Here is a 23,742-nt window from a genome sequence, read left to right as displayed (position 1 = left end):
TTTTTCAGCTCCAAAAATAAATTAATCCTTACTAAAACACTATGGATAGTAAGAATTATATGTATAATTATATAATAAGTTCCTATTTTTTAAAAGAAAAAACGAGTAGCCTTGAAATTGGGCCACTCGTTTATCATTAACGATTTTGCGGGAATAAGCGTTCAACCATATTACCGAATTGATCAAAAAACCCTTCTACTGGCTCTCCATTATCCACATCTTCCGCATAATTTTGCGTTAAGTTAAGAAAATCCGGGTTAGTTGAGACATATACATTATCTATGTCTTTATCAACAGACTGAACAATTTCTTTAATTTTTGATTTTACTGCATCCGTAACTTCATTTCCGTTATCCGCATTATTTGTGTTTGTATTATTTGTATTCGTATTATCTGCTGTATTTTTATTCTCGGTATTTGCATCATTCTTGTCTAGACCTGCCGCAACGTAAGCGTTGTTATCCGTAGTTACAACGTATGCACGATCAATTTCATCAATTTCATTGGTTATTTTGTCAGCTGCTTCTTTTGAAACATCATAACGATCAGCATTATTATTTTCCTGATCTCGCTCCGATGTTCTTCTCATCTCATAATCACGGTCACCTGCCATGCCATCGCCAGTATTATTATATCTTGTTTGTTCTGCGTTTTCTTCCGCTCCATTGTCTGGATTATTGTTGTTATCATCTGTATTGGCACATCCCATTAGCACAATACCAAGTACAGCAAGAATACTAACTAATTTTATTTTCATGTGTATTTACCTCCTTTGTTTTGCCCTTAGTATGATTCAAGGTTGAGTTATTATACTTTTTTTATTTAGCCTTTTTATGGCAAATACACCATTTTTGTTTCAGACAATATATATATAATATGGGGACACTATGGAATAACCCTTACAATTTAAGGAGGGGTAAAATGGATATTCCTGATTATGATAAAGCACTTTACTATACGCTTTGGGGACATTGGGACGATTTGCTTGTACTTATGGTACGAACAAATGATGATCTTCTCTCAAAAAAAATTCAACATTTTCTGCACGCTTTTCATTATTCACTTGATGAACGAACAATTATGGAATCTCATGACAATCTGCTTTATTACTTGGATCATGCAATGAAATATGAATCCACAGTTACGATGAAAGTATAAAAAGTAACACAGACCTTACCACATGGTCTGTGTTACTTCATTTGTTTATTCTACTCGTTAATTCGATTTAATCATCGTACTCTCTTTCATCTTCATCATCTCTATCCTCTTTATCATCATCTGTATCTTCTTCATCATCACCGTATTTATGTCTATATCCATGGCTTTTCTTCTCTTCTCGACCACAATTGTAGTCGCTTTCATCTTCATATTCATTATCATGATGGCGCTTTTGATACCATTGCTTATCTTTCTCCCATTTATGATTGTCCCTATCCGTTTGTTTATGTTCATTCTTTTTTGTATTTGTAGGTTTCTTTTTAGATTTCGCTTGGTCTTTCTCTTCTGTCTGTTTGGTATCTTCATTTTTACTACTATTTTTTGCTGATGACGTTGATGGAGCCTTCGATTGTATTGGATTTTCTTGCTGCTCTTTATTATTTTCTGATTGTGGATTATTCTTTTGTTTATCCTTAGCATTGGTTTGATCCGTCAATGAATCTTGTTCTGACACCTTTTCAGAATTACTTTCGGAATCACTTTCTTTTTTAGAATTATAAAATGAATTAATAATAGCTCTATCCTCATCATCCAATTTCGTTTCTGAATCAGTGTTTTTAGTTAACGTATCATCCTTCTCTTGTATTGCCGCAGCCATCGCTTCATTCATAGACATGTGATTATCTTCTGCTTCCTGCCTGATTTCATCTGGAACATAATAAGTTGCAATATCCCATTCGGAACCTTCTACTTGAAAATAGCGTTGCATTCTCTCGATTATAGATGAACCTTTATTATTTTGAATCAAGCTTACTCCTACTAACATATGTTTTTGATTATTAATTAAGCCAGTCTCTTCACTTTCAACCATAATCATATGTATTACATCTTCCAATGCTTTTCCCTGATATTCACCTAGCTTGCCTACAATGTTTTCAGCATCATTATTAATAGGACGAATGGATTGGACTTGCAAATCTTCACTGATTTGTAATTCTACACTGGGATTTATATCTATTCCAACATAAGCATATGTTTTTTTATTATCCATAAGAAAATAAAAAGGCAGCACAAATAAAAGCATGATACTTACTAAAGCAAGTAAACGCATTGGCATATTCATTTTATGACCACGAGACAAGAAATGAAAACGCTTTTGTGCTGGGATTGGTTTAAAAGTAACTTCAGCTCCAATTTCAACATTCTTAACAGGGATTGCCTTATAGAATACACCTTCTTCTGTAAGAACAATCATATACTTTCGATGCTGTTCCATGATGATCCCTTTCTTCACTGACCCACCCCCTTCAAATAGTCTTTAAGATATAGATAGTCTTCTGTAAGTACAATAAAAATCGCTAATATATATTTTCGATTACGTTCTAGTGTTTTCTTACTTACATCAACGTTTTTTACCAGTTCTTTAATTGGCAACTTTCGTTTCGCTATCACATACTCTTTTAACTCAGGCTTTTCACATAATACCCTTGCTGTTCGTATCGCTGATTCACGGGCATCTCTATGTTTCGGCGATACCTCTGTTAATTCAGCTAAACTCATTTTATATAGTTTTAGCTTTTCTTTAAAATCAAGTATTTCTTGTTTACGATACCATGAATCCTGCTCTAATTGATACTGTTCCTTTACTGCGAGAATTTCTGTAGGGTTTTCCATCTGTTCCGCATCATATGTTTCATCTAAAGAAACTGCAGCTGGGCGTTTTTGAACATACCGAATGTAATCAATTACCTTCCGTTTAATCACCAGTTTTGCAAAGGATAAGAAGGAGCTACCCCTCTCTGGTGAATAGGATAAAATTGCTTCATTAAAAGCTGAAAGTCCAATACTGAATTCATCATCCTTTTTAGGATCAATATACCGTTTACAGACTTCTGAAACACATTTTGCAATAAAAGGTTGATATGTTTTTAATAGATAATTTTGGACAGTCTGGTCTCCTTGCTGGGCTGAAAGTATCATTTCTTCTAAGGGAATATCTTTTAATGATTTACTCACCATCAATTAAAAGCCCCCCTAGCCATTATAATTTTCGAGTTGTTTGAAATATTTTTGGCCGTACTATTTCCATATTCACATTCATTCCATTTATAATCATTCATTAATTTATTAGTCACGATGTATTCACCATCTTTTATTATTAGTTTCAATAAAATATATCTTCGGTCTGTCGGGTTTTTTCTTTCAACCCTACTTATTTCAGTTAAAGCAATTGATTCTCGTTACGGGTATTGCTCCCCGTTATTACACGTTTAATAGGTTTAATTATTCATTCTAACAAGCTATATATACCCGTTCATTTTTTAAATTTTTATTACGTTTTGAGGCTAGTCCCCAAAATAAGGTTGTTACACTACGAATATTATGATGTATCTTGTCGTAATTTCATATGACAAGTCATTTTATCTTAACGTAACGAATACCGTGTGGCTACCACAAACCCGTTACATTTTCTTTAAATAATAATTACTCTCTTCACCTATTATGTAATAATTTCTTTACAATGTCTTTAATCAATTTTTACCTGTGACTTTTTGCTTATATTGTATGATTTTATGAATAATAAGAATATAATGAAACGATCATTTTATAAAATACTTTAAATATAAGAAGCTGTCGAGAAGTGTCTCGACAGCTTTGATGAAACAACGTATTATTTATTTTTTCCTTATTCCTATTACCCTTCCAGCTTCTTTCGGCTTTTCAGCCGGTGTATACATAGAAGCAAGTTCTTTAACTTTTGACAATATTTGATCAGGAAAAGGTGACGGTTTACCAGTCGCTTGATTCATACCCATTAACATTTGTTCACTCGAAGCGGCTCGTTTCCCATTCAACCCCATTAATTCAAAGAAAACATGTATACGTTTTGCATCATAATCCAGCAATTGTACATGTACTTCGAGTGGCTCATTATACTCCATTTCTGCTAAATAACAGATATGTGTTTCTAATGTGTACATGGTGTATTGTTCTGTTTCACGAAAGGAATCATCAATACCTGCAAGCTTCATTAATCGATCGACAGCCCAGCTAAATACACGCCCATACTCTGCATCGTTCATATGCCCATTATAGTCAATCCATTCTTTTCTTACCCGATCTTCTAAAATTACTTTTGACGTCACTTCCAAACCCTCTTTCTATAATTCGCCTTTAATCGTTGCTGCTGGCCAATATTTCTTTACTAAATCCTGCAGTTCAATTAAAAACTGATCACGTCGTTCTTCTAATTCTTCCATCGTTGTTCCTGCAGTTTGTTGTTCACAACCACTAATAACTTTTTCAGAGAGCTCCTCAGTTAATTCTGGAGCTTCTAATTTTGTCCATGGAAGTTTAAGAGCTGGACCAAATTGCTCGAGTAAATGTGCCATTCCTTGTTTACCTCCACCCATATGCAAGGTCATGAAAGGACCCATTAATGCCCAGCGTAATCCTGGCCCATATACAATGGACGCATCTACTTCATCAGTCGTTGCTACTCCATCATTAACAATGTGCAATGCCTCTCTCCAGATAGCTTCCATTAATCGGTCAGCCACATGTCCTTCGATTTCTGTTCGAATAACGAGTGGCTTCATTTCCATACCATCATAGACACTTTTAGCGACATTAATTGAAGAAGAAGACGTTTTTTGTCCACCTACAAGTTCAACTAAAGGCATTAGATAAACTGGATTAAATGGGTGTGCAACAATTACTCTTTCTGGATAAAGGCTACAATCAGCTTGCAATGTACTTGGAAGAATACCTGAAGTACTAGATGCAATAATTGTTTCTTCTGGTGCATATTTGTCAATTTCTGCTATAACCTGACGCTTTAGTTCTTCTCTTTCAGGAACATTTTCTTGAACAAAGTCAGCATTTGAAACAGCTTTTCCCAGATCACTTTCGAAAGATAAATTATCTAAAGAAGCTCCATTTGTTAGCCCCTTTTTTTCCATGGCTGGCCATGCCCTTGAAACAGCTTCGCGTGTGCGTGCTTCTGCTTTAGGATCTAAATCACTAGCAGTTACATGATAGCCATTTGCTAAGAATCTAGTTATCCATCCATTCCCTATGACACCAGTCCCGACGACGGTTATATTTTTTATCTTTGTTGTTGTATTTGAAGTTTGTACTGACATCTCTGATTATTCTCCTCTTTCATGTGGATTTCTTAAATTTAAATAATTACGCGCTTCCACGGGACTCATTACTTCATGACCTAAACCATGAATCGTTTCTACTGCTTTATCTACGAGTTCTTCGTTCGTAGCAAGCTGACCTTTCTTTATATACAAGTTATCCTCTAGACCAACACGTGCATTTCCTCCTTGGATAACAGATTCAGCAACCATCGGTAGTTGCATTCTTCCGATCCCAAAAGCAGCCCATTTTCCATTTTCAGGTAAACGACTTTTCATGTAGGCAATTGTTTCAGCATCAGCATCTGCTCCCCAAGGAATCCCAAGACAGAATTGATATAAAGGATCCCCTTCAATTAACCCTTCTTTCATTAATTGATTTGCAAACCGTATATGACCCGTATCAAAACATTCAAGTTCTGGTTTAACACCACTATCTTTTATTAGTTGAGCCTGCTTACGTAACCAATTTGCCGGACTAATGTAAATTTGATCACCAAAGTTCACACTACCACAATCTAAGGTACATATTTCAGGAAGTAACAAACCAACTGGTTCATGACGTTCCTCTGGTGTTTGAATATCCGTTCCTAGTCCCCCTTTTGTTGGGTCTGCATCACTAGGTATCCAATCGCCACCACCACCGGCAGTAATATTTATAATAACATCTGTTTCAGACGCACGAATTCGCTCTACAACTTCTTGAAATAATTGAACATCATGACTCAATTTTTTCGTTTCTGGATCACGTACATGGATATGTGCAATGGTCGCACCTGCCTTAGCTGCTTTAATTGCTGAATCTGCAATTTCTTTTGGCGTTACCGGTACATGCGGGCTTTTTTCAGCTGTCTCGCCAGCACCTGTTATTGCACAAGATAATATAACTTTTCGATTATTCATTCTTCTTCCTCCTATCTATTCTGATGCATATGTTCGACTACTTCGCCACTTCCAAAAAATAAATTGATTTCCATCAGGATCTCATTTTGTACCTCTATTTCGTTATTGTACTACTATCTGATTGTCTCTCTTTACCTACTGGATAAAATGGAAGTAAAGGGAACCAGCTCAGTAACCGTTAGGATTTTTCTCAACAAGAAATTTATTACTTCATCATCGTGACGACATATCAATCTTTGTTTTACGTAGAAACTGTAACATGCATGTACAAAAATAAAAAATATCAATTCAACTAGAATATGGGAGCATATGAGAGAATGAGCTAACTCAACCATTATAAACTTTATAAATAATAAAATTTATAAAGTTTATAAGTTATTTGATGTTTGTGTGGGCTAGTTTGGTTTGCTAAGATAATAAAGTCCTTTAAATCGGAAAATTTTATATTTATGATAGGAAAGGTGTTTGATTACTATATGAATTTTAAACTAATCGATTGGCCAACCTTCTTAGGGGCCTTATTTATATTATTAGGTGTTTCTCTGCCTCTGATTTTCTTTCCAGAAGCTGGGGCTGAAGTAATTAATCTAGCCAATTCTTTCATGACTGGTAATTTTGGAATTCTATATTTAATATTAGGGCTTGGATGTTTTCTGTTTCTTGTATTTGTTGCATTTAGTAAGAATGGACGAATCAAATTAGGGAATAAAGATGACAAAAAAGAATTTAATACGTTCTCATGGGCAGCAATGCTATTTGCTGCTGGGATCGGCTCTAGTATCCTTTATTGGGGAATGATTGAATGGGCTTATTACTATCAAGGGCCGCCATTTGGAGTAGAACCTAAATCAAATGAAGCTATTCAATGGGCATCTACGTATGGAATTTTTCATTGGGGGCCGATTGCTTGGGCCATCTATACTTTACCTGCTCTCCCTATCGCATACTTTTACTATGTACGAAAAAAGCCTGTTTTGAAAATTAGCGAAGCTGTCCGACCAGTATTAGGAAAGTATGTTGATGGCCCCGTAGGCAATATCATTGATATATTGTTTATGTTCGGTCTTATGGGTGGTGCTGGAACAACGTTAGCATTAGGAACGCCTATGATTGCAGAAGGAATCCATGACCTAACCGGTATACCAGTTACATTAGGCTTAAAAGCAGTCATCATGTTGTTATGTACCGTAATCTTTGCCGTCAGTGCCTATTCTGGGTTACGTAGAGGAATTAAGGTATTAAGTGATGTTTGTATTTGGTTAACGATTCTATTAATGGCTTTTGTATTTATCTTTGGACCAACTGTATTTATTAGTGAAACGACTTTTTCTAGTATTGGTATTCTTGCAGATAATTTCTTCCGCATGGCTACATGGTTAGAGCCATTTAGAGACTTGGCCGGATTTTCGGAAACTGGATTCCCAGAATCATGGACGGTTTTCTACTGGGCATGGTGGGTTGTATACGCACCATTCGTTGGTTTATTTGTTGCACGTATTTCCCGAGGCAGAACAATTCGTGAGATGATTCTTGGTACGATGATATATGGTACGTTGGGCTGCATTTTATTCTTTGGGATTCTTGGTAACTTTGGACTTTACCTTCAACTTTCTGGCACATTTGATGTCATCGGGTTTATGAATGAAAACGGAGCACCAGCTGCTATCATAGCAATCCTCCATCAACTTCCTATGGCAAAAGTTGTTGTGGGCGCATTTACCATATTAGCTGTTCTATTTTTAGCAACAACCTTTGATTCTTCTTCTTATATCTTAGCCTCTGTGGTGCAAAAACAAATGAAAGGTGAACCAATGCGATGGAATCGTTTATTCTGGGCATTCACTTTATGTCTGTTACCGCTTGTTCTAATGTTTATCGGAGATCTTGAGGCATTACAAACAGCAAGCATCGTTGCAGGTTTTCCACTCATATTCATCATGTTCCTATTGTCATGGTCGTTTATCAAAGCATCCAATCATGATCTTAAATCATCTAGAGAGTTTAAAAATCCAACCATTCACATTAGTAAAAAAGATAAGGATGTAAATCCAAAATCAAAGAATTAATTTTAGAAAAAAGGACTACGGTAGATTGTCTCTACCGTAGTCCTTCTGATATTACATTTTATAAATTTGGCAATATAGTAGCTTTCGATTTATATACGGCATTTGTCTTGGCTTCTGCTAATGTCTCGTTTAAATAAATATCTTCTTCAAACCAATCCACTGTTTCAATCTTATCAATTGGATAAATCAAGTATGCTTCTTCTGTATACGTATCGCTATCTTGTACTACCATATATCTTAGTTTCCAATACTCTGTATCGAATACCATATCGATAACCGTTCCAATCTTTCCATCATTCGCGTGTACTTTATATCCTAATGTTTCATCTTCGCTTCGCAAATCATACGCCTGCATGTCATGTAAACGTTGTTCTTGTATTTCGGATTGCTCATTTGATCGAGGGGAGGTAAAAGGTTCATCTATGTTTCCCCAAATCATATTTCCTGTCCAATATCTTGCCCAACCATAATAACTAATGAGCGAATTTTCTACATCTTTTGTAATTGCATGTTCTTCAGGTATTGTAGGACTATTTCGAATGGTATCTTTATCTAATTCTACCTCTACAAGTTCTTCCCTTTCATTAAGCGTTCGGAAGGAAGTTGGAGAAATAAGCACGCGCCTGCCTAGGAGCCACTTTCTTGAATCTATAACCGCATATCGTATCGTCCATTTTTGATCGTCAAAATACAAATCCTTGACTTTCCCCATTTCTCCATCTGATGCATGAATATTGTAGGCTTTCAAATCAGATGTAAAGAACATTTCATTTTCCTCCTTCAATGTTTACTGATCTCATACCCTTTTTTTGTTCCTTCCAAACAGCCCTTACCTTTGATAATCATAATAATAATCAATTGAATAAAATAATCCCACTTTTCCATGGCTTTTATGGTCTAAAGTAGCAAAAATGATGCCTATTACCTTTCCGTTGTTATTTATTACTGGACTACCGCTATTTCCTCTGTATACAGGAGCATCAAGCATAATAACCTTACGATCCCAAGAAGGAAGTTGTGTTTCACCAATAACGGTTCCTTCATTAGCTATTCCATGAAACTGAAGTGGGTTACCAATAAACTGGATAGCATCATTTTTTTGAATATCTGCATTTTTCGCTAACTGTAAATATGGCATATTTTCAGAATCAATATCCAATATTGCTAAATCAATGGATGGGTGAATCTCCTTAACATGAGCCGGATAAAGTTTGTCATTAGGAAAAGCAACGATGATTTCGCTTGCTTCCTCCACCACATGGTAATTTGTCAGAATCAACCCATCTGACGAAATAGAAAAGCCCGTTCCTTTTGAATCTCCAGTTTCAACGGTAACTACGGCCTGCTGATACGTTTTGATATCCTCTTCTTGAGATAACTGTGCTGAAGTAATTAAGAAATCAATGGCTGGAATTGAAAAAGTACGCGGGATTATTGCAATCACATTTAATAATAGAACTGACGCGATTAACCAAAACGCCCATTTAGGAAATGGACGTTTGGGTCTTTTTTGTTTTTCTTCTTCTTTTTCTCTTGCTAACGCTTGCTGTCTTTCTTGCTCAACTAATTCAAATAACGTTTCATCATCAATTTCTTCATACAAATCTTCATCTATTATATCCCGTTTCCGCTTATCTTTAGAGCTCATCATTCACCCCAAGTTTGATTGACGTTAGACAGCAGAATTTGCTTTTAATCCTTGCTGCATCTGATACATTTGATAATAATATCCAGTTTCTTTCATTAATTCGTTATGATTTCCTTTTTCCATAATTTTACCATGATCTAATACAAAAATAATATCAGCTTGCTGGATCGTTGATAATCGATGGGCAATAACTAATGTTGTTCTACCTGCTTTTAATACTTCTAAAGCCTGTTGGATAACCATCTCGGTTTCTGTATCTATATTTGCTGTCGCTTCATCTAAAATTAAAATAGCAGGATCGAAAGCAAGAGCTCGTGCAAACGATATAAGTTGTCTTTCTCCTAACGAAAAAGTTGTTCCTCCTTCAGTAACTTTTTCCTCATATTGATTCGGTAATTTTTCAATAAAGCGGTCGGCACCTACTGCTTTTAACGCTTTTATCGCTGTTTCTTTGGTGATTGTTGGATCATTCATAGTCACATTGGAGGTAATCGTACCCGAAAATAAGAATGGATCCTGTAAAACAATCCCCATATGACTTCTAACTTGTTGCCTTGACCACTCTTGTGTAGAGATACCATCAATTGTGATTTTTCCTGTCTGTGGATCATAAAACCGAAACAACAAATTCATGATCGAGCTTTTGCCGGATCCAGTATGACCAACAAATGCAGCAGTTTGCCCTGGCTTTATTTCAAAGGAAAGTTCATTCAATACATAGTCCTTGTCATTATAAGCAAAGGAAACCTGATCAAAATGTACATGCCCGCGATATCGTTTGACTGGTTTATCAATAACGGCTTCACCTTTATAGTCCATTAATTCAAACACACGGTTTCCCGCTACTCTCGCTTGTTCAATTAATGGTAACTGGTTTACGATATCTGTAACTGGTTCAAACAATCGGTTAAGGTAATCAACAAAAGCGTACAACAATCCAATTGATATCACACTAGTTGGCTCTAAAGAAAAAGAACCAAAATACCAAATAAAGCCTACAAATGCCAAATTACGGAAAACTGTAACCAGATTATAAGATGTTAACGCACTTAACTTGACTAACTTCCGCTGAAACGTAAAATGACGGTTGTTTAACACCTCAAAATCCTCTTTTGTTTTCTTTTCCCTCCGGAAAGCTTGAATAATTGACATCCCTTGAATCGCTTCATTTATATTTCCATTTATTTCACTTATGGTTGATCTAATAACAGTATTATATTTTGTCCCATAATGTTTATAAAGTTTCATCCAACCATATAGTAAAGGAATAATAAGTAAACATAATGCTGCTAATTTCACATCCAAGATAAACAAGGCTATAAAAATTCCACCCATATAAATAACACTTGTAACGACAATAGATAAAACACGTTCATATAAATCTCGAATAGCCTCGGTATCATTGGTAATACGGGCAACTATTTTCCCTGCCGGCTGATCAACATAATAATTAATCGGAATCCCTTGAATATGCGTAAATAAATCATTTCTCATTTTTTTAACAATATGATTGGATGCTTGCTGTAATAAAAAGGTCTGATAAAACTGAAAGAAACCAGCAATAATTAGCAACAGCATATATAATCCTAATAAATATAGGATCGGTCTTTGCTCAGGTTTAAAAAAGGGATATATCTCAGAAAGCGATAACTTATCTCCCATTACCTCCATTTGTTGACTTCCAGTTGTAATCGTTATGGAATTTCCATTGATCGTCCGTTTGCCCTGTAAAGTCACTTCTTTATCAACGAAATAATAACTGGAACCAATTCCTAAAACGGTTGATGCTCCCTCAATTGCCTTATCTTCCTCTTCTAACCGATCACTTCGTTTATAGTAATCCCCTTTATAAGTGACTGTGTTTCGGTCATCATTTGATTCGACCTGTTGCCAAATGCCTTCGACACCAAGGATATGATCATCGATTACTTTTTTAGCAATTAATGGACCTGCTAATTCTAATGAAACAGCAATAATTAAACAAATGAGACCAATAATAATTCCTTTTTTAAATTGCCATGCGTACGCGACTAACCTTTTCTCTGTTGACATGAATTGGTCACCTCTTTGTCTGCTAATTGTTGTTGTTGATATTGTTTTTGATACCACCCATTATTAAGATTTAATTGATCGTGTGTTCCTTCTTCAATAATTTTTCCATCTTCCAATACAATAATATGGTCAGCATGTGTCACTGCGGAAAGACGATGAGCTGCAATTAAAGTTGTTTTATTTTGCCTTTCTTGCCGTAAATGCTCAATTATTTTTGCTTCTGTCTTACCGTCTACGGCAGATAGCGAATCATCTAATATTAATATCTCAGGATCTTTAATAAAGGCTCGCGCTAAAGCCACGCGTTGTTTTTGTCCGCCAGATAATGTAACACCGCTTTCTCCGACTTGTGTATCTAAGCCATTCGGCAACTGCTTCATATCATTAAGAAAATGGGCTAATTCCATTACTCGATATATTTCCTGATCTGTTGCAGCCTCTTTTCCAAATTGAATGTTCTCACGGATAGACTTAGAAAACATGACCTGATCTTGAGGAACATATCCAATCCAAGAACGAATTGTTTCTAAGGAAAGATCCTCTATATTCTTATCAGATATTGTTATTCTCCCTTCTACCCCAGCATATTGGCGTAGTAATAACTTAAATAGCGTTGTTTTTCCAGCACCTGTTTTTCCTACTATCCCAATTGTTTGCCCTTTATTTATCGTTAATGAGATATTCTTTAATTGCTTGCTCTCCGTCGAGGGATAAGCAAAGGATACCGAGTTATATTGCACCGTCATAACGTCTGGTACATGAATAGGATGTGCTGGCTGTTGAATATCAGATTGATAATCAAGCGTATGACTAATACGATCTAAGGAAGCATTCCCACGTTGCAATATATTAATTAATTCGCCAACAGCAAACATTGGCCAAATAAGCATGCCTAAATAGACGTTAAATGTTACTAAATCCCCAAGTGTTAAAATATTATCGAAAACAAGAAAAGCTCCATAGCCCAGTCCAATTGTATAAGACAGTCCTACTAATATTTTCATTGTAGGTTCAAATAAAGCATCTATTTTAGCTACTTCTATGTTTTTTTCGTATACATCCATTGTCATCGCATGAAAACGTTTTGCATCCTGCTTCTCCTGAACAAAAGCTCGTATTACTCTTACTCCCCGAATCGATTCGAGCACGTCATTATTCATTTCCCCAAAAGCCGCTTGCGCTTTTGTAAATCGATTATGAATGGCTGAACCATATTTATTCATTACGATTGCCATTATTGGTAATGGGATTAAAGCAGCTAACGTTAACTTCCAGCTAATGGTGAATCCCATTATTGCTACAATCATTAACATAAATATACTCGAATCAACGAGCGTAAGTACGCCAAAACCAGCTGTTAAACTAATCGCCTTTAAATCATTGGTACTACGTGCCATCAAATCACCTGTACGATATTTACCAAAGAATGTTGGCGTCATCCTTAAGAAATGATCCATCAATTTACTTCTCATCCATCTTTCTAAAATGACTGCACCACTAAACAATGTATAATCCCATAAATAGGAAATAGCATAGTGAACAATAATTAATACGAGATAACCAACGATAATCGCCATTAATAACTGGGAAGTTAATGTCTCAAATTGAATATGATCAATTGTATAACCTGCCAATTTAGGTGGTATTAAACCAATCGCACTTGCAATAATTAAAGCTAAAATTGCAAAGAGGTATCGTTTCCAATAATGTTTAAAAAACCAAGTTAACTTGATAAATACCTCAAACATTCCCTACACCTTCTTCTCTTTTTTCTTTTACATAAAAAATTCTTCCGCTGATATTCTCTGTCCTACTCAAACATGTCGGATCATTCACCCATAAAAAAACACACATCCGTCCATGACGAATGCGTGTTTTATTGAGATAAGTAATGGTTACATAGACAACTTACCCATAAAAAAAGTCACAGACATAGGTGACCTTTTAACGATACGGATAAACAATCTAAGAATATTACATTCTTCCGCTTGAGGTCACAGAGAATATAGAATTGGTTAATAATGATTGCTGGGTAATTTGTTTTCGCATGATACGTGACCTCCTCTTTTTTGATTCTCAATTATTATAGTATTAAGAAAATTTTTAGTCAACATGTTTTTTGCAAATTTTGAAATTAATTTTAATGACGCGTCAACACTTTTCTAACATAATATCTCTCGCTTGCAGACATACTAACTTATATAAACCGTACGAATGGGATGGTATGTATGAGAAAAGCAAGAAAAAAAAGCAATGATAACTCTATCTTTCCAACAAATCTAGAAGATCTTAAAAGGCAATTACAAACCAAATTTGATCACAATTCAGACTTAAACTATACCATCTACCAACATCAAAATCAGCAGCTTGCTGTTTTTTATGTTACCTATTTAATAGATACGAATAAAGTCGAAGCATCTCTGCTTAAGCCTTTATTAGATAGTAAACAATCCTGGGATAATACGAAACTTCTCAATCAAATTCCACTCAGTTCTGGAAAAAAAGCTAAGACAATGGATGACATATTAAAAGGAATCCTAATGGGAGAAGTCTTCATTTATATTGAAAATGAAAAAGAAATAGTCTCCTATCCATTAAAGAAAGAGGAAAAAAGAGACCTTTCAAAGGCTGAAACAGAGTCACTAGTTCTTGGTCCACAGGTTGCCTTTACAGAATCACTCGCTACCAATATGAATCTTACGAGAAAAGGGATATTATCAAACGACCTGGTATTAGAAAAGATTATCGTCGGTGAACAGTCTCCTAAAGAACTACGATTAGCGTATTTAAAATCCGTCGCAAATCAGGATGACATCAATACGATGCGCCAGCGTCTAGTTGAATTGGAAGTGGATGAAATTGAAGACAGTTCCGTCTTGATCCAACTAATTGAAGACTCTTCATCTAGCATCTTTCCACAGTTTTATGAGACGGAATTACCTGATCGCTTTTCCTATTCCATTTCCAAAGGACGAGTTGGTGTACTTGTTGAAAATAGTCCTACTGGTATTATCGCACCCATTACGTTATTTAGCTTTTTGGAATCAACGGAAGATTTATATATGCGATGGAACATTGGATCTTTTTTTCGTATTCTTCGTTTCATAGCAATGGTTATATCCGTTTTGTTGACGCCTATGTATGTAGCGGTGGTTACCTATCATTATGAGATCATCCCGATGCCCTTGCTCATCACCCTTGGTCAATCACGTGCAAATGTTCCGTTTCCTCCAATTTTTGAAGCAATGCTGTTAGAGCTATTGATCGAATTACTACGAGAGGCCGGCGCAAGATTACCTACCAAAGTAGGTCAAACCATGGGTATAGTCGGAGGTGTTGTCGTTGGTACTGCTGCTGTACAGGCAGGACTTACTAGCAATACGTTAATTATTTTGGTTACATTAAGCGCACTAGCTTCCTTTACAGCACCTAGTTACTTAATGGGTACAACCATACGCGTATTACGTTTTCCGATGATCATTCTTGGAGGTGTCCTAGGATTAATCGGAATTATGTTTGGAATTTGTTTTTTAATTATACATTTGCTTAAATTAACTTCATTGGGAAGACCATATTTATCTCCTGTCTACCCATTCAATTGGCAGGATCTAAATAAGACCTTATTCCGACTTCCATACAATATGCAAACGAAACGATTTGTTTCCTTTCGCTTAAGAGACCTGTACCGATTTGACAAAGATAAGGCGAGAAAGAAGAAAGACATAGATGAGTAGGTGAAAATGTGGAGATTAATCTGAATATCAAACCAAATTTACAGATAAGATCCTTTTACCTGTTTTTTGTTATCGTATCCATTCAAATTGGTGTAGGCATTATGGGAGTGCCACGAATCATATTTGAAGCCTCTGGCCGTGATGCCTGGATATCTGTCATCCTTGCATTTTTATATATTGTTCTTCTGCTTTCAGTGATGTTCCTGATTTTAAAACCGTATGACAATGCAGACATTTTTGGTATTCAAATTGACATTTTTGGGAATTGGATAGGCAAATTATTAGGTACGATCTATATCGCCTATTTCGTTCTAAATTTATTTACGGTATTAATTACCTATATTGAGGTAGTTACTATTTTTATTTTTCCTGATCTTAATAACTTTTTTATGGCTATTTTATTGGTTGCTTTGATCTTATACAGTACAATCGGTGGAATTAGAGTAATTATTGGTGTCTGCTTCTTGTTTTTCATCCTATCCCACTGGTTGGTATTGTTACTTGCCCAACCCATTTGGGAAATGGATTGGTCGCATTTCCAACCAATGTTTCAATCATCGTTAACGGAGCTGTTAGAAGGGGCTCGACAAACAGCCTATACATTTAGCGGCATTGAGCTTCTATTTTTACTTTATCCCTTTGTCCAAAATAAGAAATCAGTAAAGCTCCCGGTTTATTTAGGAGCTTTATGGTCGGCTTTACTTGTAATGGCAGCGACAGTGGTTGTAACTGGTTTCTTTACACCAGAAGAAATAAAAGCTAGAGAATGGTCAGTACTTGGTCTATATAAGATTCAATCCTTCTCTTTTGTAGAACGATTTGATTATATTGTTGTTGCAGAGTGGATGATGGTCACTCTCCCTAACATGATATTATGCAGCTGGGCAGTCATCTATGGGATAAAACGACTTTATAAAATCCCACAAAAAACTACCTTATATGTACTTGTTTCGTTATTAGCAATCGCTAGTATATTTACAAAAGAACATTATGTTATTCAAGCGTTAATTAACTTTTCAGCCAAACTTGGTTTCTGGATTATATATATTTATCCCTTCCTTTTACTTATTCTGGTCTACGTAAAAAAGCGGATCTTTCAAAATAAAGGAGCTGTTAATCATGAAAAATAAGCTCATTATGCTGCTCTGCTTTATTCCTATTCTTCTATTAAGTGGTTGTCTGGAAACGAAACCAATAGAAAGATTAGCGATTATAAATGCTAGAGGTATTGATTTACTGGCTGAAGGATTAATTGATACGACACTCGTAATGTTTCAATTTGATACACAAAGTCCAGACATTTCCAAGATTGCTTCCGGCTCAGGGAAAACAATTAAAGAGGCTAGATATGACGCAAACACCAAAACCAGTTTTACATTAACACCAGGGCAAATACGTTTGGAATTATATGGTAAAGATGTAGCGGAAAAGGGAATCATTTCATACTTAAATACCCTAGTGCGTGATGCACGCACATCGGATAGGGTACTGTTAGCAATTACTGATTCTTCTGCAAAGGAAATTATTACCCAAGGACAGCAGGCAACCAATATAAATGTCGGCTTATTTATGAGTGGGTTAATCAAACAGAAAATTGAGAATGACAGTATTCCAAAGCCAGAACTATATGATTTTACACATGCCTTTTTTGAAAAGGGGCAAGATCCCGTACTACCTCTTATTAGTTCTGCAGAAGGGACGCCAGCATTGTCATCAATGGCCATGTTCAAAGATGATGTTTATGTTGGGAAGCTTTCGCTAGATCAAGCAATATTAATTAATATGTTTTTAAAAACCATCCATTCTACCCCGTTTGATATTGGGGTAGATGCAAAACCGCTTGAAAAGTATTTACAAAACTTTCTTTCTGGTCAAGATAATGAGACGATCCAATTAAATGGGAAGGTTATCAAGGGAAGAACGAATACAAAAATAGTCGATCCCAAACAACTTAAATTTCAAACGGATGTGACCATCCAAATGAATTTACTTGAGCTGTCCCGAGAATTAGATTTAGCTAATGAAGAAGTTACTTCAACACTTGAAGAACAAATTGAAAAACAAGTAAAAAAGCAGTATGAAGAATTATTAACACAAACACAAAAAATGAAAGCAGATCCATTTGGATACGGAGAAATTTACCGAATTAATAAAAATAATGGGGAATTAAAAAGAGATCAATGGCATGAGCTCTACCCTGAAATAGACGTGGATTACAAGGTAGATGTAAAAATCGTTGAATACGGAACGATTAGATGATGCTGCATAGGTAAAGGGAGCTATCCACAAGCTCCCTTTGTAATTTATTTATCATGCCTTTTTATTTTTTTCTTACCTCGGATATGATTTCGATTACACGATCCTTGGCTTTTTCTGTTTTATATTGTTTCATTGCATCAACCATTACTGGCGCTGATTTTGTTAATTGCTTGATTTCTTCTATTAGTGCCTCATCTGTTAAGGCTTCCTCTTCTAAAACTCTGGCATAACGCCGCTCTGCAAATGATTTTGCATTAATAATCTGATCACCACGACTAGCCTGACGAGATAATGGAATTAACAGCATTGGCAACTGTAAAGCTAAAAATTCAAAGATAGCATTTGAACCAGCCCTAGAAAGCACAAAATCACTTGCAGCAAACATATCTTTTAATTCCTCATTAATGTATTCAAATTGCCTATAACCTGGTTCGTTAATTTCTGTATCCATTTTACTATGACCACAAATATGAATGATTTGTAAAAATGGTAGTAATTGCGGAAGACAATTTCGAACGGTTTCGTTTATTTTTTCAGAGCCGCCACTGCCTCCCATAATCAAAAGTACCGGTTTTTCACCTGATAAGCCCGTTATATCCAGACCATTTTGTCTACTGCCTTGAAATAATTCATCACGTATGACTGCACCAACGTATTCAGATTTTTTCTCCGGAAGGTACGAAAGGGTCTCTGGAAATGTTGCTAATACTTTTTGTGCAAATGGCATGGCAATTTTATTGGCTAAGCCCGGTGTATAATCAGATTCATGTACCACTGCTGGAACACCAGTTAGTTTAGCTGCCAGCATGACAGGAACAGATACAAATCCACCTTTAGAAAATATTACAGATGGTTTCCGTTTCCTTAAGATATTTATTGCTTGTAAAGTACCTTTTAATACTTTAAATGGATCTTTTATATTTTCCTTCGATATATACCTTCTCAATTTTCCCGTAGAAATCGGATGGTATGTGACTTCATCTAGCTCGCTAACCAAATTCCGTTCGATACCTTCTTTAGATCCTATATAATCAATTTCCCATCCCTGTTCTTGGTAGTATGGGATTAGCGCTAAATTTACAATTACATGGCCTGCTGTTCCTCCACCTGTAAACAGTATCCTTTTTTTATTCATATGATGTTAACGTCCCTTCTTTCAAACTGCTTCATAAAACGGTATAATATTTTTGTTCCTCTTCTATCCTATTAGAAAATACTCGAAAAAGGAAGAGAATTATGTATCCAACAACAACCATCAAAGAAAAATTTAAGCTATTTGGTATTATTTTAATCCCGATACTCATTACCCAAGTAAGTATGTATTTAATGAACATATTTGATACTGTCATGTCAGGTCGCGCTGGTGCAATAGATCTTGCAGGAGTAGCAATTGGCTCTAGCCTTTGGGTCCCCATATTTACAGGAATTAATGGGATCTTATTAGCCATCACTCCAATTATTGCTCAACTAATTGGTGCGAATTCAAATAACCAAGTTTCTCATAAAGTTCAACAGGCGATTTACTTGTCTACCATACTCGCAGTTATCGTATGTATCATTGGCGGGATACTGCTAAACCCGATATTGAACATGATGGATTTAGAAAGTGGTGTACAACGTACAGCTAAATATTATCTAATTGCACTAGGAACAGGGATTATCCCGTTATTTATTTTTAATACCATTCGCTGTTTTATTGACGCACTTGGTCAAACACGTATCTCGATGTTCATCATTTTACTATCGTTACCTTTAAATTTATTTTTTAATTATATCTTTATTTTTGGCAAGTTTGGTGTCCCTGCCTACGGTGGGATTGGAGCTGGTATAGCAACATCCGTAACGTATTGGTTAGTAGGTATCATATCATTAATTGTTATCTACCATATCCACCCATTTCGCAGATTTTCCATTTTAACCAATTGGGTTAGACCCTCTATTGCTGTATGGTGGGATCAATTAAAGATTGGAATTCCGATTGGTTTTGCTATGTTTTTTGAAACGAGTATTTTTTCAGCCGTAACGCTTTTTATGAGTGTATACAGTACCTATACGATCGCTGCGCATCAAGCAGCCATTAATTTCGCTTCTTTACTATATATGATCCCGCTTAGTGTTGGTATGGCTCTAACGATAGCAATTGGTTTTGAGATTGGAGCGAAACGTTTTAAGGACGCAAGAACCTATGGCTATATCGGAATTAGTGGCGGGATTTTTATTGCATTATTTGCAGGGTTTGTAATATACATTACCAGAGATTGGGTTGCTGCCTTATATAACTCAAACCCCGAAGTAATTGAATTAACCAAGCAATTCTTATTTTATGCGATATTCTTTCAGTTGGCTGACGCCTTTGGAGCTCCTATACAAGGGGCGCTTCGTGGATATAAAGATGTCAATATAACCCTAATAATGGCCTTGATTTCCTATTGGATTATTGGTCTTCCTGTTGGATGGCTATTAGCAAACTACACAGCTCTCGAACCATTTGGATATTGGGTCGGTATTATAACCGGCTTGACTTGTGGAGCCATTGCATTATTGGGGAGACTGCTTTACTTACAAAGGAAATATGTACGTTTGAAAGGAGTAGAGACAGAGAAAATATAAAATTGATATTACCACTGTTGCAGAACTATCTAGATTCTGCAACAGTTTTTTTGCCAGGTTTATTAAGGAAGGCTGGCTAATTCCACGTTCTAGGCGACCGCGACCTCGGCAAGACTTGCATCCTTTAGGCCCGCTGCTAGATTACGTGGTTAGTTGTCCACCATTATAGAATTTTATACAGTCCTAAACAATAAAAAAATACGCTTGTCCATATTGGCTCAAGCGTACGTAAACGAAGATATATTATTATAGGAATAAGCCAACAATAGAAGCTGATAAAATTGATGCCAATGTCGCACCAATTAATAATTTCATTCCAAATCCAGAAACACTAACTGCTTTTTTAGCATCGATCCCTTTCACTGTTCCTGCAATAATCCCAATCGATGAGAAGTTCGCGAAACTGGTTAGGAATACAGATACAATACCGATTGTTTTTTCTGACATGGATTCTAACATTGGTTGAAATTGCAGCATAGCAACAAATTCATTTGTTACAATTTTTGTTCCCATAATCGAACCAGCCTGAACAACTTCACTCGGTGAAATTCCCATAAGCATTCCAATAGGAGCTAAAACATAACCTAAGATTTCTTGAAGCGTAACTCCGGCAAATATCAACTGAATTAACCAATTGACTAATTCTAATGAAGCGATGAATGCGATTAACATAGCGGCTACAATTAAGGCAATCTTACCACCTTCAAGTGCACCATTACCCATTGCCTCAAAAATGCTTCGATCATTCGTTACATCCTTGATGTCTACCACATCTTCTTCCTTTGGTACTTTTACAGGTGCAATAACTGAAGATATCATTAACGCACTTAACATATTCAAAGGAAGTGCTACCAATACATACTCAGCTGGTAATATTTGTAAATATGCTCCAACAATAGAAGCAGATACAGATCCCATTGCAGAAGCACTTACAATATACAATCGATTATCATTTAAATGATGGAACTGTGAGCGAATAGCAATTAACGCTTCTGATTGTCCAAAAAATATACTATTAACGGCGTTAAATGATTCTACTCTAGGTAAACCCGTTATTTTAGAAATTAACCCACCGAAGTATTTAATAAGTGGTGGAAGAATACGAAGATAAGTTAATACAGATAGCAACGTTGCAAAGAAGATAATTAATAGTAGAACATTGAAGAAAAATACGCCGCCTTCTTCTGTAACAAACCCACCTACTACAAAATTAATACCTTCCGTACCAAACTCAATTAATTTATTAAAACCTGCCGAAATACCAGTAATAACTTTCTGACCAATCTCTGTTCTAAACATGAACAGGGTAATCAAAAGTTGTAAGACTAACATGATTCCAATGCCTTTATAATTTATGTTCTTTTTATCATTCGACATTAAAAAAGCTAGTCCCAGGACAATGACAATTGCCAATAATCCTAGAATTATTCCCACACTGATTGCCTCCCTTTTTTGTAACTGTTTTCATTCTTTTTGTTTCATAGGTCATTGTACCAAGTTGTCTGACGTCATGCAAGAGATTGTTTTTTCTGTCAATTTAAAAAACTACACTATTTTGTTTTCCTATTCGTTTGTAAAAAACGTCGATTTCAAGGCTTAAGGGTGACGCGACTATTTAATATAATCGAATTACTGTTGCACCGTCTCTCGGTTGATCTGTAGCCACTTATTTATAATTAAAAAAGCCTCAATAACCTAGGAGTTATTGAGACCATTGTAACGAATTAATGGGTAGGAAAAAAAGCCATCTGGATAATAAAAATTACACCAAACAAATAAAGTAGCCAATGGACTTCTTTTCCCCTTCCGCATACCAACTTTAATAGAGGGTAAGTGATAAATCCTATGGATATTCCAGTGGCAATGCTAGAAGTAAGTGGCATGGATAGAATAATAGCAAACGCTGGAAAAGCCTCAACAAACGATTTCCAATTTATTTTTGCTAATCCTTCCATCATAAAACAACCAACTATGATTAGTACTGGTGAAGTAATTGCTGGTATATTTGCCACTGCACTAATAATGGGAGTAAAAAATATCGACAGTGCAAATAACAAAGCTACAATTACAGAAGTTAAGCCAGTTCGACCACCAGCAGCCACTCCAGAAGTAGATTCAATGTAAGCAGTTGAAGGGCTTGTCCCAAACATAGAACCAACGGTAGTTGCAGTAGCATCAGATAATAGTGCAGCCTTTGCACGTGGCATATTCCCATTTTTCATAAATCCTGCTTGTTCAGCTACACCAATCATTGTTCCCGTTGTATCAAATATTGTTACGAGAAGAAATGCAAAGACAATCGTATATAGACTTTGACTAAACACACCGGCAATATCAAGATCAAAAAATACAGGTGTTGGTGGAGTTGATATGTATCCTTCACTGAACGATAATTGTCCTGTAAAAATAGCTATAATTGTAGTTATTAGCATACCAATAAATAAGGCACCCTTCATGTTCCAGACAAATAAAATAAGGGTAATAAACAAACCGATCAATGTTAATAATGTCATTGGCTGATGTAAGTCCCCTAATCCAACAATGTTGGCTTCATTTGGAGCAACAATACCAGCCATTTTCAACCCGTTAAATGCAATGAATAAGCCAATGCCCGAAGTAATACCATACTTTAGTGAAGACGGTATTGCTTTTATTAAAGTTTCCCGCAATGTTGTTAAACTAAGTAGTATAAATAAAATACCAGCCACAAATACAGTACCAAATACAGTTTGATACGAGAGACCTTCTGCTGCAACGACACTGGCAAAATATGCATTTAACCCCATCCCAGGAGCAATAGCAATTGGATAGTTTGCAAAAAATCCCATACATAGTGTTCCAACTACTGCCGATATAATCGTTGCCATAAATACTTGTTCAAATGGTACCCCCGCTGCAGACAGAATAGCAGGATTAACAACGATAATATAAACCATTGTTAAAAATGTAGTCAAACCGGCAACTATTTCTGTTTGGATATTTGTATTGTTTTCCGTTAATCTAAATAAATTCTTCAAAGATAGCACCTTTCTTTCCGAATAAAATCGACAACATTTAATATAATATTCGTTTTTAAGTTTTAATGCAAGATAAAATGCTTTGTATCTTTTACATGAAAGAATTAGCCCTATTTTAACCAATAATTAAGATCTTACCACAAAAAAAGC

General features: G+C 35.7%; 19 protein-coding genes. 6 read left to right on the top strand and 13 right to left on the bottom strand.

Annotated elements, in window-relative coordinates; all coding sequences use genetic code 11:
* Positions 1-136: 136 nt before the first annotated feature.
* On the bottom strand, positions 137-757 hold the full coding sequence (locus tag JKP73_RS16400; RefSeq protein WP_021292169.1) for a YhcN/YlaJ family sporulation lipoprotein: 621 nt from the start codon (positions 755-757) through the stop codon (positions 137-139).
* Positions 758-921: 164 nt separating this feature from the next.
* Between JKP73_RS16400 and JKP73_RS16395 the strand changes: the two genes are divergently transcribed.
* Positions 922-1,158 carry a YhdB family protein gene (locus JKP73_RS16395; protein WP_021292168.1) on the top strand — a complete coding sequence of 79 codons (237 nt, stop codon included), beginning with the start codon at positions 922-924 and terminating at the stop codon, positions 1,156-1,158.
* Positions 1,159-1,225: 67 nt separating this feature from the next.
* Here JKP73_RS16395 and JKP73_RS16390 read toward each other — a convergent pair whose 3' ends face one another.
* From JKP73_RS16390 to JKP73_RS16370, 5 genes are all read right to left on the bottom strand, one after another.
* On the bottom strand, positions 1,226-2,452 hold the full coding sequence (locus JKP73_RS16390; protein WP_021292167.1) for an anti-sigma factor domain-containing protein: 1,227 nt from the start codon (positions 2,450-2,452) through the stop codon (positions 1,226-1,228).
* Entirely contained in the window at positions 2,449-3,177 is a 729-nt protein-coding gene (sigI, locus tag JKP73_RS16385) for an RNA polymerase sigma factor SigI (RefSeq protein WP_021292166.1), read from the bottom strand. The genes JKP73_RS16390 and sigI overlap by 4 nt, the downstream gene beginning before the upstream one ends.
* Before the next feature lie 656 nt (positions 3,178-3,833).
* Positions 3,834-4,304 (bottom strand): thioesterase family protein, encoded by a 471-nt coding sequence (locus JKP73_RS16380; RefSeq protein WP_021292164.1) that lies wholly within the window; start codon positions 4,302-4,304, stop codon positions 3,834-3,836.
* Between the two features lie 15 nt (positions 4,305-4,319).
* The gene (locus tag JKP73_RS16375) at positions 4,320-5,303 is read right to left on the bottom strand and encodes a 3-hydroxyacyl-CoA dehydrogenase NAD-binding domain-containing protein (protein ID WP_038245667.1); all 984 of its coding nucleotides are present in this window, start codon (positions 5,301-5,303) and stop codon (positions 4,320-4,322) included.
* A 6-nt stretch (positions 5,304-5,309) separates the two neighbouring features.
* On the bottom strand, positions 5,310-6,206 hold the full coding sequence (locus JKP73_RS16370) for a beta-keto acid cleavage family enzyme (RefSeq protein WP_021292162.1): 897 nt from the start codon (positions 6,204-6,206) through the stop codon (positions 5,310-5,312).
* A gap of 476 nt (positions 6,207-6,682) precedes the next feature.
* Here JKP73_RS16370 and JKP73_RS16365 point away from each other — a divergent pair, with 476 nt between their 5' ends.
* Positions 6,683-8,272: a BCCT family transporter gene (locus tag JKP73_RS16365; RefSeq protein ID WP_038245668.1), complete on the top strand. Its 1,590-nt coding sequence runs from the start codon at positions 6,683-6,685 to the stop codon at positions 8,270-8,272.
* 58 nt (positions 8,273-8,330) lie between these two features.
* Here JKP73_RS16365 and JKP73_RS16360 read toward each other — a convergent pair whose 3' ends face one another.
* The 4 genes from JKP73_RS16360 to JKP73_RS16345 form a co-directional block, all read right to left on the bottom strand.
* Positions 8,331-9,038: a PRC-barrel domain-containing protein gene (locus JKP73_RS16360; RefSeq protein ID WP_200411553.1), complete on the bottom strand. Its 708-nt coding sequence runs from the start codon at positions 9,036-9,038 to the stop codon at positions 8,331-8,333.
* Between the two features lie 63 nt (positions 9,039-9,101).
* Positions 9,102-9,923: a S1C family serine protease gene (locus JKP73_RS16355; RefSeq protein WP_031335755.1), complete on the bottom strand. Its 822-nt coding sequence runs from the start codon at positions 9,921-9,923 to the stop codon at positions 9,102-9,104.
* Between the two features lie 21 nt (positions 9,924-9,944).
* A complete protein-coding gene (locus tag JKP73_RS16350; RefSeq protein ID WP_021292158.1) occupies positions 9,945-11,972 on the bottom strand; it encodes an ABC transporter ATP-binding protein in 2,028 nt (675 codons plus the stop codon).
* Positions 11,951-13,720 carry an ABC transporter ATP-binding protein gene (locus JKP73_RS16345; protein WP_038245673.1) on the bottom strand — a complete coding sequence of 590 codons (1,770 nt, stop codon included), beginning with the start codon at positions 13,718-13,720 and terminating at the stop codon, positions 11,951-11,953. Before JKP73_RS16345 ends, JKP73_RS16350 begins: the two co-directional genes overlap by 22 nt.
* 480 nt (positions 13,721-14,200) lie before the next feature.
* On the opposite strand from JKP73_RS16345, the gene JKP73_RS16340 reads away from it, so the two are divergent.
* Genes JKP73_RS16340 through JKP73_RS16330 form a run of 3 tightly spaced genes read left to right on the top strand, consistent with a single transcriptional unit; the run spans position 14,201 to position 17,965 of the window.
* A complete protein-coding gene (locus JKP73_RS16340; RefSeq protein ID WP_021292156.1) occupies positions 14,201-15,706 on the top strand; it encodes a spore germination protein in 1,506 nt (501 codons plus the stop codon).
* An 8-nt stretch (positions 15,707-15,714) separates the two neighbouring features.
* The gene (locus JKP73_RS16335) at positions 15,715-16,836 is read left to right on the top strand and encodes a GerAB/ArcD/ProY family transporter (RefSeq protein ID WP_021292155.1); all 1,122 of its coding nucleotides are present in this window, start codon (positions 15,715-15,717) and stop codon (positions 16,834-16,836) included.
* Positions 16,826-17,965: a Ger(x)C family spore germination protein gene (locus JKP73_RS16330; RefSeq protein ID WP_200411552.1), complete on the top strand. Its 1,140-nt coding sequence runs from the start codon at positions 16,826-16,828 to the stop codon at positions 17,963-17,965. Before JKP73_RS16335 ends, JKP73_RS16330 begins: the two co-directional genes overlap by 11 nt.
* Before the next feature lie 61 nt (positions 17,966-18,026).
* On the opposite strand, the gene murG is transcribed toward JKP73_RS16330, so the two are convergent.
* A complete protein-coding gene (gene murG / locus JKP73_RS16325; RefSeq protein ID WP_038245685.1) occupies positions 18,027-19,100 on the bottom strand; it encodes an undecaprenyldiphospho-muramoylpentapeptide beta-N-acetylglucosaminyltransferase in 1,074 nt (357 codons plus the stop codon).
* A 101-nt stretch (positions 19,101-19,201) separates the two neighbouring features.
* Between murG and JKP73_RS16320 the strand changes: the two genes are divergently transcribed.
* Positions 19,202-20,575, top strand: a complete 1,374-nt coding sequence (locus JKP73_RS16320) for an MATE family efflux transporter (RefSeq protein ID WP_021292152.1) — start codon at positions 19,202-19,204, stop codon at positions 20,573-20,575.
* 246 nt (positions 20,576-20,821) lie between these two features.
* On the opposite strand, the gene JKP73_RS16315 is transcribed toward JKP73_RS16320, so the two are convergent.
* Together JKP73_RS16315 and JKP73_RS16310 are read right to left on the bottom strand one after the other, a co-directional pair.
* Complete coding sequence (locus JKP73_RS16315; protein WP_021292151.1) at positions 20,822-22,009, bottom strand: NupC/NupG family nucleoside CNT transporter; 1,188 nt, start codon at positions 22,007-22,009, stop codon at positions 20,822-20,824.
* Between the two features lie 290 nt (positions 22,010-22,299).
* Positions 22,300-23,592 carry an NCS2 family permease gene (locus tag JKP73_RS16310; RefSeq protein WP_021292150.1) on the bottom strand — a complete coding sequence of 431 codons (1,293 nt, stop codon included), beginning with the start codon at positions 23,590-23,592 and terminating at the stop codon, positions 22,300-22,302.
* Between the last annotated feature and the right edge of the window lie 150 nt (positions 23,593-23,742).

It is taken from the genome of Virgibacillus salexigens (genome assembly GCF_014905415.1).
In the GTDB taxonomy this organism is placed as follows: Bacteria; Bacillota; Bacilli; order Bacillales; family Amphibacillaceae; genus Virgibacillus; species Virgibacillus salexigens.
Note: the sequence above shows the minus strand (reverse complement) of the source record. Positions and strands in the feature narration are given on the sequence as shown.

Bases quoted from the DNA above. Each gene is read 5' to 3' on its own strand.
- JKP73_RS16400 (WP_021292169.1), bottom strand. From the start codon at position 757: ATGAAAATAAAATTAGTTAGTATTCTTGCTGTACTTGGTATTGTGCTA.
- JKP73_RS16395 (WP_021292168.1), top strand. From the start codon at position 922: ATGGATATTCCTGATTATGATAAAGCACTTTACTATACGCTTTGGGGA.
- sigI (WP_021292166.1), bottom strand. From the start codon at position 3,177: ATGGTGAGTAAATCATTAAAAGATATTCCCTTAGAAGAAATGATACTT.
- JKP73_RS16375 (WP_038245667.1), bottom strand. From the start codon at position 5,303: ATGTCAGTACAAACTTCAAATACAACAACAAAGATAAAAAATATAACC.
- JKP73_RS16370 (WP_021292162.1), bottom strand. From the start codon at position 6,206: ATGAATAATCGAAAAGTTATATTATCTTGTGCAATAACAGGTGCTGGC.
- JKP73_RS16365 (WP_038245668.1), top strand. From the start codon at position 6,683: ATGAATTTTAAACTAATCGATTGGCCAACCTTCTTAGGGGCCTTATTT.
- JKP73_RS16360 (WP_200411553.1), bottom strand. From the start codon at position 9,038: ATGTTCTTTACATCTGATTTGAAAGCCTACAATATTCATGCATCAGAT.
- JKP73_RS16355 (WP_031335755.1), bottom strand. From the start codon at position 9,923: ATGATGAGCTCTAAAGATAAGCGGAAACGGGATATAATAGATGAAGAT.
- JKP73_RS16350 (WP_021292158.1), bottom strand. From the start codon at position 11,972: ATGTCAACAGAGAAAAGGTTAGTCGCGTACGCATGGCAATTTAAAAAA.
- JKP73_RS16345 (WP_038245673.1), bottom strand. From the start codon at position 13,720: ATGTTTGAGGTATTTATCAAGTTAACTTGGTTTTTTAAACATTATTGG.
- JKP73_RS16340 (WP_021292156.1), top strand. From the start codon at position 14,201: ATGAGAAAAGCAAGAAAAAAAAGCAATGATAACTCTATCTTTCCAACA.
- JKP73_RS16330 (WP_200411552.1), top strand. From the start codon at position 16,826: ATGAAAAATAAGCTCATTATGCTGCTCTGCTTTATTCCTATTCTTCTA.
- murG (WP_038245685.1), bottom strand. From the start codon at position 19,100: ATGAATAAAAAAAGGATACTGTTTACAGGTGGAGGAACAGCAGGCCAT.
- JKP73_RS16320 (WP_021292152.1), top strand. From the start codon at position 19,202: ATGTATCCAACAACAACCATCAAAGAAAAATTTAAGCTATTTGGTATT.